Below are 12,181 nucleotides of genomic sequence, written 5' to 3' on the forward strand. Positions count from 1 at the left end.
CCGGGGAACGGGAGATGTCGTCAGCTCCGGGCTCGCCCGCGGCCGCGGACAACCGCTTTGCCGACGTCATTTCCGGCCAGTTCGACGCCGACGAAGAAGTGCCTGACCTGGCTCCGCCCAAGCGCGTGCTGGCCCCCCAGGCCGAGACCCCCAAGCTGCACAAGGTGCTGGCACAGGCCGGCCTCGGCTCACGGCTGGAGATGGAGCAGCTCATTCTCGAGGGGCGCATCTCGGTCAACAACGAACCGGCCCATATCGGTCAGCGGATCCAGTTTGGCGACCAGATCAAGGTCAACGGCAAGCCCATCCGGTTTCGCATCGCGCCGCCCCCGGCGCGCGTCATCGCGTACCACAAACCGACTGGCGAGGTCGTCACCCATGACGACCCGCAGAACCGGCCCACCGTGTTCCGCCGCCTGCCCAAGCTGTACCAGGGCAAATGGCAGTCGGTCGGCCGGCTGGACCTGAACACCGAAGGCCTGCTGCTCTTCACCAGCTCCGGAGAACTGGCCAACAAGCTGATGCACCCCCGTTTTGGCCTGGAGCGCGAATACGCCGTGCGCGTGCTGGGGGCATTGAGTGCCGAGGAAAAAGCCCGCCTGATCGAAGGCGTGAAGCTGGACGACGGCATGGCGCAGTTCGGCTCCATCGAGGAAGGTGGCGGCGAAGGCGCCAACACCTGGTACCGGGTCACGATTTCCGAGGGCCGCAACCGCGAGGTGCGGCGCCTGCTCGAGGCCGTGGGCCACGCCGTCAGCCGTTTGATCCGCATCCGGTATGGCGCCATGGTGTTGCCGCGCGGGCTCAAGCGGGGCGCCTGGATGGAGCTTGACGAGCGGGATATCCGGGCCCTGGCTGAAGCCGCGGGTGCCGCTGGCGCCCGGCCGGCCCGGGGCGAAGGCGCTGCCGAGGCCGCGCGTGACGGTGCGCCGCGCGGTGAACGCAACCGCCGCCGCGGCGGGCGCAACAATGCCGGCCCGCGCGGCGGCGGGGACGGTCAGCGTCCGCCGGGCCAGGGCAATAACGGCAGCGGCAATGGCCAGGGGCAGCGGCGCAAGGAACGCGGCGACCGCGCCAGTGGGCCGGCCGGCGGCGCCCAGCCCGATCCGATGAAAACCGCTTTTGGCTACATCGGGGCCGACAGTTTCACGCGCCAGCGCCAGGGGCCCGGTCAGGGCCAGCGCCGGGGCGGGCCGGGCGGCGGCGCTGGGGGCCCGCGTCGTGGTGGCGGGGGTGGCCGCGGCCGCTGAACCCCACTGGCCCGGGCGGGCGCGTTCCCGGATCGGAGCGACTGTCACGGCCACGACGTTCGCGCAGGTTAAAATAACGGGCTTTGCCCAATGGGCCAGAGCCCAACAACTCAAGCTTCAGGAAAACACAAAATGGCTATCGAACGCACTCTCTCCATCATCAAGCCCGACGCCGTGGCCAAGAACGTGATCGGCCAGATCTACGCCCGCTTCGAGGCCGCCGGCCTGAAGGTCATCGCCGCCAAGATGGTTCATCTTTCGCAGGGCGAGGCCGAGCAGTTCTACGCGGTCCACAAGGCGCGTCCCTTCTTCAACGACCTGGTCAAGTTCATGATTTCCGGCCCGGTGATGATCCAGACGCTGGAAGGCGAAGGCGCCATCCTCAAGAACCGCGACCTCATGGGCGCCACCGACCCCAAGAAGGCGGCCCCCGGCACCATTCGCGCCGATTTCGCCGACAGCATTGACGCCAATGCCGTGCACGGTTCCGACGCGCCCGAAACCGCCCAGGTGGAGATTGCCTTCTTCTTCCCGGGCATGAACGTCTACTCTCGCTGAAGCATGGCATGACGGCCAATCTTCTCGATTTCGACCTCGAGGGCTTGGCCGCATTCTGCGAGCGGCTTGGTGAGAAGCGCTTCCGCGCCACCCAGCTGTTCCGCTGGATTCACCAGAAAGGCGCGACCAATTTCGACCAGATGTCCGATCTGGCGAAGTCGCTGCGCGACAAGCTCAAGACGACAGCCCGCATGGACGGGCTGCCGATCATGACCCAGCATGAATCGTCCGACGGCACCATCAAGTGGCTGTTCGACGTGGGCGACGGCAACGCCGTCGAAGCCGTGTTCATCCCCGAGGACGACCGCGGCACGCTGTGTATCTCTTCGCAGGCCGGGTGTGCCGTGGGCTGCCGGTTCTGCTCCACGGGTCACCAGGGCTTCAGCCGCAACCTGACCACGGGCGAAATCGTCGCCCAGCTCTGGTTCGCCGAGCATTTCCTGCGGCGGCGCCTGCAGACCAGCGACCGCGTCATCTCCAACGTGGTGATGATGGGCATGGGCGAGCCCCTGCAGAACTATTCGGCGCTGGTGCCGGCCCTGCGGGTCATGCTGGACGACCACGGCTACGGACTGTCGCGCCGCCGGGTCACGGTGTCGACCTCGGGCGTGGTGCCCATGATGGACCGGCTGGGCGAAGACTGCCCCGTGGCGCTGGCCGTGTCGCTGCATGCCCCGAACGATCCGCTGCGCGACAACCTGGTCCCGCTGAACCGCAAATACCCGCTGGCTGAACTGCTGGACGCCTGCAACCGCTATCTGGTCCACGCGCCGCGCGACTTCATCACCTTTGAGTACTGCATGCTCGACGGCGTCAATGACCAGCCGGAGCACGCGCGGCAACTGGTTGAACTCGTGCGGCGGCACGCCGGGGGCGGCGTGAACTGCAAGTTCAACCTGATCCCCTTCAATCCGTTTCCCGAGTCCGGCCTTTTGCGTTCCGCCAACAATCAGGTCACGGCTTTCGCGAAAATCCTGAGTGATGCTGGTATCGTGACAACCGTGCGCAAAACGCGCGGGGACGACATTGACGCTGCCTGTGGCCAACTGGCCGGTGACGTCAGGGACCGGACCCGGGTGGGCGAACGCATCGCCCAGCAGCGCACCGTGATGCTGAAACCCGTCAAGTCGCTGGCTGGCGGAGCCAAGGAGACTTCGAAATCATGACAAGGTACGCGTTGGGGCCATGGCCTTTGGGCCGCTGGCTGTTGCTGGGCCTGATGGCCTGGTCAGTGGTGGCTGGGCTGGCGGGTTGCGCCAGCAAGCCCGGCGGGCAGGCCGGGACGCAACCGGACATCCTGACCGAGTCGGATGAGCCCGAAGGGCGCAAGCGGGCGCGCATCCGCATGGAACTGGCCGTGGGGTATTTTGAGCAGGGCCAGACCAAGATCGCGCTCGACGAACTCAAGCAGGTCATCCAGCTCGACCCCAGTTTCCCGGATGCGTACAACCTGCGCGGCCTGATCTACATGCGCCTGAACGATTTTTCGCAGGCCGAGGACAGCTTCCGCCGGGCCATCGCGCTGAATCCGCGCGACGCCAATGCGCACCACAACTTTGGCTGGCTGCTGTGCCAGCGCGAGCGCTACCCCGAGTCGTTCACCCAGCTCGATCTGGCCATGGCCAATCCGCTCTATGGGGAACGCGCCAAGACCCTGATGGCCAAGGGCCTGTGCCAGGCGCGGGCGGGTCTGCGCGCCGAGGCCGAGCAGAGCCTGGCCCGCTCCTATGAACTCGACGCCGGCAACCCCATCACGGGCTACAACCTGGCCAACCTGCTGTTCCAACGCGGGGAGTTCACCCGCGCGCAGTTCTACATCCGCCGGCTCAACAACACCGAGTTGGCCAATGCCGAGTCGCTGTGGCTTGGCGTCAAGGTGGAGCGCCGCCTGAACGACCGTGTTGCCATGCAGCAGTTGGGAGAGCAACTGAGAAAGCGTTTCCCGCAGTCAAGGGAAGCAGGCGCCTATGGCCGGGGAGCGTTCGATGAGTGAGGTTGGGGAGCAGGGAGCTTCGTTGACAGGGGCCCAGGGGCCGGCGGGCGATGGCGGCATGACCGCCGGCGCCTTGCTGCGCGACGCGCGTGAGGCCGCCGGGCTGCACATTGCCGCGCTGGCGGTATCGCTCAAGGTGCCCGTGCGCAAGCTCGAGGCGCTGGAGGAAGACCGGCTGGACCTGCTGCCCGACGCGGTGTTTGTGCGGGCACTGGCCTCCAGCGTCTGCCGCACGCTCAAGGTCGATCCGGCGCCGGTTCTGGCCCGCTTGCCCCAGACGGCCGTGCCGCGGCTGGCCCACGACCAGAGCGGCATCAACGCCCCGTTCCGTCCGCCCAACGACATGGCGCGGTCCTCGTGGATGGACCAGTTGACCAAGCCGGTGTTCATGGTGGTGGCGGTTCTGCTGCTGGGCGCTCTGGTGCTGATTTTTCTGCCCTCCATGCAGAAGGCCGCCCGGGGCGTGCAGGGCGAAGGCGAGGCTGTCGTGACGCCTGCTGCGCCGTCCGTGATGGTCATGCCCCCGGGGGGTGACGTTCCGCCCGGCACCACGGTGGTGGTGTCACCGGCTGCTCCGGCCGTGACCGCTGCATCGGTTTCTCCCACGCTGTCCGCTGCCGTGTCGACACCGACCGTGGCCAGCCCCACCGTGGTGCTCACTCCCGCAGCGGTGCCTGCTGCCGCGGCCGCCCCCCTGGCTGCGGCCAGCGCCCCTGCGCTGCCGACCACCGGGGTGGTGGTGTTCAAGGCCAAGGGTGAGTCCTGGGTCGAAGTGACCGATGCCAAGGGCGTGGTCGCCGTGCGCAAGATCCTGGCGCCCGGCGAAACCGTGGGCGCGAGTGGCGCCTTGCCGCTGTCGGTGGTGATCGGGCGTGCCGATGCCACGGTGGTCCAGGTCCGCGGCAAGCCATTCGACCTGACGGCCTTGTCCAAGGACAATGTTGCCCGATTCGAGGTCAAGTGATGCAAGCCTGTCTGCCCATCGAACCCGCGTCTGCCCTGGTGCGCAAGAACCGCCAGGCCCGCATTGCCTGGGGGGCGCGGACGGTCACCGTGGGCGGCGATGCGCCGGTGCGCGTCCAGTCCATGACCAACACCGATACGGTGGACGCGATCGGCACGGCCATCCAGGTCAAGGAGCTTGCCGTGGCGGGCTCCGAACTGGTCCGCATCACGGTGAACACGCCCGAGGCGGCCCAGCAGGTGCCCTACATCCGCGAGCAGCTCGACCGCATGGGCATTGACGTGCCCCTGATCGGGGACTTTCACTACAACGGCCACCGCCTGCTCACCGACTACCCCGCCTGCGCAGAAGCGCTGTCCAAGTACCGCATCAATCCCGGCAATGTGGGCAAGGGCGACAAGCATGACCGCCAGTTCGGCCAGATGATCGAGGCCGCGATGCGCTGGAAGAAACCGGTGCGCATCGGCGTCAACTGGGGCAGCCTCGACCAGGAACTGCTGGCCAGCCTGATGGACACCAACAGCCAGCGCGCCGAGCCCTGGGACGCCAAGAGCGTGATGTACGAAGCGCTGGTGACCTCGGCCATTGACTCCGCGCGGCGCGCCCAGGAGATGGGCCTGGACGGCGACCAGATCATCCTGTCGTGCAAGGTCAGCGGGGTGCAGGACCTGGTCTCGGTGTACCGCGAACTGGCGCGCCGCTGCGACTACGCGCTGCACCTGGGCCTGACCGAGGCCGGCATGGGCACCAAGGGAACGGTGGCGTCGTCGGTGGCGCTGGGCATCCTGCTGCAGGAGGGCATTGGCGACACCATTCGCGTGTCGCTCACGCCGCAGCCCGGCGAGGCCCGCACGCAGGAGGTGGTGATCGCCTCCGAAATCCTGCAGTCCCTGGGCCTGCGCAGCTTCGTGCCCAGTGTCACGGCATGCCCGGGCTGCGGGCGCACCACGAGCACCACCTTCCAGGAGCTGGCCAAGCAGATCGACGACTACCTGCGCGCCCAGATGCCGGTGTGGCGCAAGAAGTACCCGGGTGTCGAGAAGATGAAAGTGGCCGTGATGGGCTGCATTGTCAACGGACCGGGCGAAAGCAAGCATGCCGACATCGGCATCAGCCTGCCGGGCACGGGGGAAGCCCCCGCGGCACCGGTCTACATCGATGGCGAGAAGGCGCTCACCCTGCGGGGCGACAACATCGCGGCCGAGTTCCACCAGCTGGTTGAAAACTACATCGAGAAGCGGTTTGGCGAAGAAGCGCGCCAGGCCGCCTGAACGGGATATCCATGGTTGAGAAAGTCAGTGCCGCGAAGGCGGGGAAGTTGACCGCGGTCAAGGGCATGAACGACATCCTGCCGCCCGAGTCGGCGCGCTGGGAGTGGCTCGAGGCCACGGTGCGCGAGCTGATGGACCGCTATGCCTACCGCAACGTCCGCACCCCGGTCCTGGAGCACACCGCCTTGTTCGTGCGCGGCATCGGCGAAGTGACCGACATCGTCGAGAAGGAGATGTACGCCTTCGAGGACCGCTCCGACAAGCACGGGCAGGCCGAGCACCTGGCGATGCGGCCCGAGAACACGGCCGGCCTGGTGCGCGCCGTGATCGAGCACAACATGCTCTACGACGGCCCCAGGCGCCTGTGGTACACGGGCCCGATGTTTCGCCGCGAGAAGCCGCAGCGCGGGCGCTACCGCCAGTTCCACCAGATTGGCGCCGAGGCCCTGGGCTTCGCCGGCCCCGATGTCGATGCCGAACTGATCCTGCTGGCCAGCGCGCTGTGGAAAGCCATTGGCCTGGCCGACGTCCGCCTGGAGCTCAACAGCCTGGGCCAGCCCGCCGAGCGCGCCCTGCACCGTGCCCGGCTGATTGCCCACTTCGAGCAGCATGCCGACAAGCTCGACGAGGACGGCAAGCGGCGCCTGCACAGCAACCCGCTGCGCATTCTGGATACCAAGAACCCCGCCATGAAGGACGTGGTCGAGTCGGCCCCCCGGCTGATTGACTTCCTGGGCGCCGAATCGCTTGCGCACTTTGACGGCCTGCAGGCCATCCTGAAGGCGAATGACATCGCCTTCACGATCAATCCGCGCCTGGTGCGGGGCCTGGACTATTACAACCTCACGGTGTTCGAGTTCGTGACCGACCGGCTCGGCGCGCAGGGCACGGTGTGCGCGGGTGGCCGCTATGACGATTTGATTGCCCAGATCGGCGGCAAGCCCGCGCCGGCGGTGGGCTGGGCTTTGGGCATCGAACGCGTGCTGGATCTGCTCAAGGAGCAGGGCGCCGGGGTCCCCGCGCCGGTGCCCGACGCCTATGCGGTGGTGCCGGAGCTGTCGGCCATGCCGGTGGCCCTGAAAACGCTGCAGCAGCTGCGCGAGCTTGGCATTCGCGTGCAGATGCATGCGGCCACGGCCGACGGGCTGGGCAGCATGAAATCGCAGTTCAAAAAGGCCGACGCCAGCGGGGCCCGGCATGCGCTGGTGTTTGGCGCGGACGAGCTGGCCCAAGGGGCCGTGACCCTCAAATCCCTGCGCGATGGCGCCGGCGCCCAGACCCGCCAGCCCCTGGCCGAGGTGGCCACCTGGGCCGCCACCCTACAATCGCGGGCTTGAACCAACACACTCCATGGCAAAACATCTCGATCTCGAAGAACAGGAGCAGCTTGACCAGCTCAAGCACTTCTGGAAGCAATACGGCAATCTGATCACCTGGGCCCTGATCGTGGTCTTTGGCTCGATCGCGGCCTGGAACGGCTGGCAATACTGGCAACGCAACCAGGCCGCTCAGGCCGCGGCCATGTACGACGAAGTCGACCGCGCGGCCAAGGCCGGCGACGCGGCGCGGCTGGAGCGCAGCCTGGCCGACATGAAGGACAAGTTCGCCAGCACCGCCTACGCACCGCAGGCGGCCCTGCTGGCCGCCAAGACCTTCTATGCCACGGGCAAGATTGACGAGGCCAAGGCCGCGCTGGCCTGGGTGGCCGGCAATGCGTCGGATGAAGGCTACAAGGCCATTGCGCGCCTGCGCCTGGCCGGCGTGCTCATGGACACCAAGGCCTACGACGAGGCGCTCAAGCAGCTGGCCGAGTCCGTACCGCCCGAGTTCGATGCGCTGGTGGCAGACCGCCGCGGCGACATCTACCTGCTGCAGGGCAAGCGGGCCGAGGCCCGCGAGGAGTTCACCAAGGCCTACAAGGGCTTTGAGGAGCGCAGCGAGTACCGCCGTCTGGTCGAGGTCAAGCTCAATTCCATGGGCGTTGACCCGCAGCCGCTTTCGCAGACCGCCAGTGCCGGGACCGGAGCCAAGCCGTGAATTCCAAGCCATTTCAGCCTGTAGTCCAAGCTGCGCGGGCACTGGGCGCTATTGTATTGATAGCAAGCCTGATGGCCTGTTCCAGCCGCCCTGAAAAGCCCAAGCCCGCGGAACTCGCGCCCAACACCGCGCTGATCGGCGTGCGCCTGGCGTGGACCGCGCGGGTGGGGGAGGTGGCTTTTCCGCTGCAGGCTCGGGTGACCGGCAGCACGGTCGCGGTGGCCAGCAGCGATGGCACCATTGCCGCCATTGACGCAGCCACCGGTCGCGACCTCTGGCGCGCCAGTGCGGGTGCGCCGATTGCCGCCGGGGTGGGCAGCGACGGCCATCTGGCCGCCGTGGTCACCACGGCCAACGACCTCGTGGTGCTGTCGGCCGGCAAGGAATTGTGGCGCCAGAAGCTGCCAGCGCAGGTCTACACCGCGCCTCTGGTGGCGGGTGCACGCGTCTTCGTGCTGGCGGCGGACCGCTCGGTGAGCGCGTTCGACGGCCAGACCGGCCGCCGTCTCTGGACCCAGCAGCGCCCCGGCGAGCCCTTGGTGCTGCGCCAGGCCGGTGTGATGCTGGCGGTGGGCGACACCCTGGTGGTCGGCCTGTCGGGCCGGCTGGTGGGCATGAACCCGCTCAATGGCAGCTCGCGCTGGGAGGCCCCGTTGGCCAGTCCGCGCGGCACCAACGACGTGGAGCGCCTGGTGGACCTCGTCAGCGGCGTCAGCCGCGTGGGCAATGAAGTCTGTGCCCGTGCCTTCCAGGCCAACGTGGGCTGTGTCAACGCCGCACGGGGCAATCTGGAGTGGACCCAGCCCGCTTCCGGTTCCGTGGGCATTGATGGCGACGACCGGCTGCTGTTCGGCGCCGAGAGTGACGGCAAGGTCATGGCCTGGCGCCGCGCCGATGGCGAGCGCGCCTGGTCCACCGACCGTCTCCAGTACCGCGGCCTGACGGCGCCGCTCGCCGTGGGCCGTTCGGTCGCCTTTGGCGACAGCACGGGCTTCGTGCACCTGCTGTCGCGGGAAGACGGCACCCTGCTGAACCGTCTGAGCACCGACGGCACCGCGATTGCGGCCCAGCCGGTGCTGGCCGGCGGCACCCTGGTGGTGGTCACGCGAGGCGGTGGCGTTTTCGGCTACACGCCCGAATAGGCGCCCCGGCGGTCCCCATGAAACCAGTCATTGCCCTGGTCGGCCGCCCCAATGTCGGCAAATCCACGCTCTTCAACCGGCTGACGAAGACCCGCGACGCGATCGTCGCCGACTTTGCCGGGCTGACCCGCGACCGCCATTACGGCAACGGCCGCCTGGGCAAGCATGAATTCATCGCTGTCGATACCGGGGGCTTCGAGCCCACGGCCGAAAGCGGCATCTACATGGAGATGGCCAAGCAGACGCGGCAGGCCGTCGCCGAAGCCGACGTGGTCATCTTCGTGGTGGACGCGCGCGGCGGGCTGTCAGCCCAGGACCATGACATCGCGCGCTACCTGCGCAAGCTGGGCAAGCCCACCGTGCTCACGGCCAACAAGGCCGAGGGCATGCGCGAGGGCATCCAGCTCACCGAGTTCTACGAACTGGGCCTGGGCGAGGTGCACCCGATTTCCGCAGCCCATGGCGAGGGCATCCGCAGCCTGGTCGAGCTGGCGCTGGAGCCGCTGCACCTGCCCGACCCCGATGACGATGAGCAGGCCGCGGATGCCGCGGTCATCAAGCTGGCCGTGGCCGGCCGGCCCAATGTCGGCAAGTCCACCCTGATCAACACCTGGCTGGGCGAGGAGCGGCTGGTGGCCTTCGACCTGCCGGGCACCACGCGCGACGCCATCAGCGTGCCGTTCGAGCGCAACGGGCAGCGCTTCGAGCTCATCGACACGGCAGGCCTGCGCCGCAAGGGCCGGGTGTTCGAGGCGATCGAGAAGTTCTCGGTGGTCAAGACGCTGCAGGCCATCGAATCGGCCAATGTCGTCCTGCTCCTGCTTGACGCCACCCAGGGCGTGACCGACCAGGACGCCCACATCGCGGGCTACATCCTGGAAAGTGGGCGTGCCGTGGTGCTGGCCATCAACAAGTGGGACGCCGTGGACGACTACCAGCGCGAACTGCTGCAGCGCTCCATCGAGACCCGCCTGGTGTTTTTGAAGTTTGCGGCCGTGCATTTCATCTCGGCGCGCAAGCGCCAGGGGCTGGGGCCGGTCTGGGCCTCGATCACGCAGGCCCACAAGTCGGCCACCTGCAAGATGTCAACCCCGGTTCTGACCCGGCTGCTTCAGGAAGCCGTGCAGTTCCAGGCCCCCAAGCGGGCCGGCATGTTCCGCCCCAAGATGCGCTACGCCCACCAGGGCGGCATGAACCCCCCCGTGGTGGTGGTCCATGGCAATTCGCTCGACCACGTCACCGAAGCCTACAAACGCTTCCTCGAAGGCCGCATCCGCAAGGAATTCAACCTGATCGGCACGCCGCTGCGCATCGAGATGAAAACCGCCCACAACCCGTACGCGGACAAGGACGAAGACTGACGGGTTGGCCCCTTCCTTTGCGGGAATTGGTCCTGAACCGGCCACCGGGCGCTTGGCCTGTGGTAAGGTGTGCATTCCAACAACACTTCCGAACACGGAGAATATCGTGAGCAATAAAGGGCAGCTTTTACAAGACCCATTCCTCAACACCCTGCGTCGCGAGCATGTTCCGGTGTCGATTTACCTCGTCAACGGCATCAAGCTCCAGGGTCAGATTGAGTCTTTTGACCAATACGTGGTCCTGTTGCGCAACACGGTCACCCAGATGGTGTACAAGCACGCCATCTCGACCATTGTGCCGGGCCGGGCCGTGAATTTCAGCACGGCCGAAGGCGACGAAGCCAGCGCTGCCTGAGCGCGCGGCCTCGCTGGCGGACGTGCCTGTTTCCCGGATTGCCAGCTGATTTGAGTTCGTCCGTCGCGCCTGAGTCACCGACCACCCCGGCCCTGCTGGTGGGGGTGGATCTCGGGCTGCCGCATTTCGACGGCGAGCTCGAGGAACTGGGCCTTTTGGCCCAGACCGCCGGCCTCACGCCGGTGGCCCGCATCACCTGCAAGCGCAAGGCGCCCGACGCCGCGCTGTTCATCGGCAGCGGCAAGGCCGATGAAATCAAGGCCCTGGCCGCCCAGACCGGCGCCGTGGAGGTGCTGTTCGACCAATCCCTGAGTCCCGCCCAGCAGCGCAACCTGGAGCGCCACATCGGCCTGCCGGTCAACGACCGCACGCTGCTGATCCTGGAGATCTTCGCCCAGCGCGCGCGCAGCCACGAAGGCAAGCTCCAGGTGGAACTGGCCCGGCTGCAGTACGTGAGCACGCGGCTGGTGCGGCGCTGGTCGCACCTGGAGCGCCAGACCGGTGGCGCCGGCGTGCGCGGCGGTCCGGGCGAGAAGCAGATCGAGCTGGACCGGCGCATGATCGGCGAAGCGATCAAGCGCACCAAGGACCGCCTGGTCAAGGTCAAGCGCCAGCGCCAGACCCAGCGCCGCCACCGGGAGCGCCAGGGCGCCTTCAACATCTCGCTGGTGGGCTACACCAACGCCGGTAAATCCACGCTGTTCAACGCCCTGGTCAAGGCCCGCGCCTATGCGGCCGACCAGCTTTTCGCCACGCTGGACACCACCACGCGCCAGCTGTATCTTGGCGACGGGCAGGGCGGGGGACGCTCCGTGTCGCTGTCGGACACCGTCGGCTTCATCCGCGACCTGCCGCACGGGCTGATCGACGCCTTCCAGGCCACGCTGCAGGAGGCCACCGATGCCGACCTGCTGCTGCATGTGGTCGACGCGGCCAACCCCCATTTCCCCGAGCAGATCGGCGAGGTCCAGCGTGTGCTGGCCGAGATCGGCGCCGACGCGATTCCGCAGGTCCTGGTGTTCAACAAGCTCGACGCCCTTGAAATCGCCCAGCAGCCCCTGCAACTGGCGGACATGTACGAGCTTGACGGCACGCCCGTCCCCCGGCTGTTCGTGAGTGCGCGCACGGCCGTGGGCCTGCCTGCGCTGAGGGAGCAACTGGTGCAGGCGGTGCTCGAACGCGACGCGGCCGGCATACCCCCTCAGCATGCTGCCCCTTTGCATGAGACCGCGGCCTGATTGGGCACAATC

At 67.4% G+C, this 12,181-nt stretch carries 12 protein-coding genes; all 12 read left to right on the forward strand.

The genetic code is table 11. From position 1 onward, the window contains the following. Window positions 1-14: 14 nt before the first annotated feature. The 12 genes from KF796_11435 to hflX all read left to right on the forward strand — a co-directional run bounded on the left by KF796_11435 (window position 15) and on the right by hflX (window position 12,169). Entirely contained in the window at window positions 15-1,250 is a 1,236-nt protein-coding gene (locus KF796_11435; protein MBX3587244.1) for an rRNA pseudouridine synthase, read from the forward strand. Between the two features lie 132 nt (window positions 1,251-1,382). Continuing rightward, window positions 1,383-1,808, forward strand: a complete 426-nt coding sequence (gene ndk / locus KF796_11440) for a nucleoside-diphosphate kinase (protein ID MBX3587245.1) — start codon at window positions 1,383-1,385, stop codon at window positions 1,806-1,808. An 8-nt stretch (window positions 1,809-1,816) separates the two neighbouring features. Next, a complete protein-coding gene (gene rlmN, locus KF796_11445; GenBank protein MBX3587246.1) occupies window positions 1,817-2,974 on the forward strand; it encodes a 23S rRNA (adenine(2503)-C(2))-methyltransferase RlmN in 1,158 nt (385 codons plus the stop codon). After that, window positions 2,971-3,801, forward strand: coding sequence for a type IV pilus biogenesis/stability protein PilW (gene pilW, locus KF796_11450; GenBank protein MBX3587247.1), 831 nt, complete (start codon window positions 2,971-2,973; stop codon window positions 3,799-3,801). The genes rlmN and pilW overlap by 4 nt, the downstream gene beginning before the upstream one ends. A gap of 58 nt (window positions 3,802-3,859) precedes the next feature. After that, entirely contained in the window at window positions 3,860-4,765 is a 906-nt protein-coding gene (locus KF796_11455; protein ID MBX3587248.1) for a helix-turn-helix domain-containing protein, read from the forward strand. Next, entirely contained in the window at window positions 4,765-6,036 is a 1,272-nt protein-coding gene (gene ispG / locus KF796_11460; GenBank protein MBX3587249.1) for a flavodoxin-dependent (E)-4-hydroxy-3-methylbut-2-enyl-diphosphate synthase, read from the forward strand. Before KF796_11455 ends, ispG begins: the two co-directional genes overlap by 1 nt. An 11-nt stretch (window positions 6,037-6,047) precedes the next feature. Next, on the forward strand, window positions 6,048-7,373 hold the full coding sequence (gene hisS, locus KF796_11465) for a histidine--tRNA ligase (protein MBX3587250.1): 1,326 nt from the start codon (window positions 6,048-6,050) through the stop codon (window positions 7,371-7,373). A 13-nt stretch (window positions 7,374-7,386) separates the two neighbouring features. Next, window positions 7,387-8,073 (forward strand): tetratricopeptide repeat protein, encoded by a 687-nt coding sequence (locus KF796_11470; protein ID MBX3587251.1) that lies wholly within the window; start codon window positions 7,387-7,389, stop codon window positions 8,071-8,073. 71 nt (window positions 8,074-8,144) lie between these two features. Further along, window positions 8,145-9,215 (forward strand): outer membrane protein assembly factor BamB, encoded by a 1,071-nt coding sequence (gene bamB, locus KF796_11475; protein MBX3587252.1) that lies wholly within the window; start codon window positions 8,145-8,147, stop codon window positions 9,213-9,215. 17 nt (window positions 9,216-9,232) lie between these two features. Further along, window positions 9,233-10,576, forward strand: a complete 1,344-nt coding sequence (gene der / locus KF796_11480; GenBank protein MBX3587253.1) for a ribosome biogenesis GTPase Der — start codon at window positions 9,233-9,235, stop codon at window positions 10,574-10,576. Window positions 10,577-10,682: 106 nt separating this feature from the next. Beyond that, window positions 10,683-10,931: an RNA chaperone Hfq gene (hfq, locus tag KF796_11485; GenBank protein ID MBX3587254.1), complete on the forward strand. Its 249-nt coding sequence runs from the start codon at window positions 10,683-10,685 to the stop codon at window positions 10,929-10,931. Window positions 10,932-10,981: 50 nt separating this feature from the next. After that, a complete protein-coding gene (gene hflX / locus KF796_11490) occupies window positions 10,982-12,169 on the forward strand; it encodes a GTPase HflX (protein MBX3587255.1) in 1,188 nt (395 codons plus the stop codon). Window positions 12,170-12,181 lie beyond the last annotated feature (12 nt).

The sequence above is a fragment of the Ramlibacter sp. genome (assembly GCA_019635435.1).
GTDB lineage: Bacteria > Pseudomonadota > Gammaproteobacteria > Burkholderiales > Burkholderiaceae_C > JAHBZM01.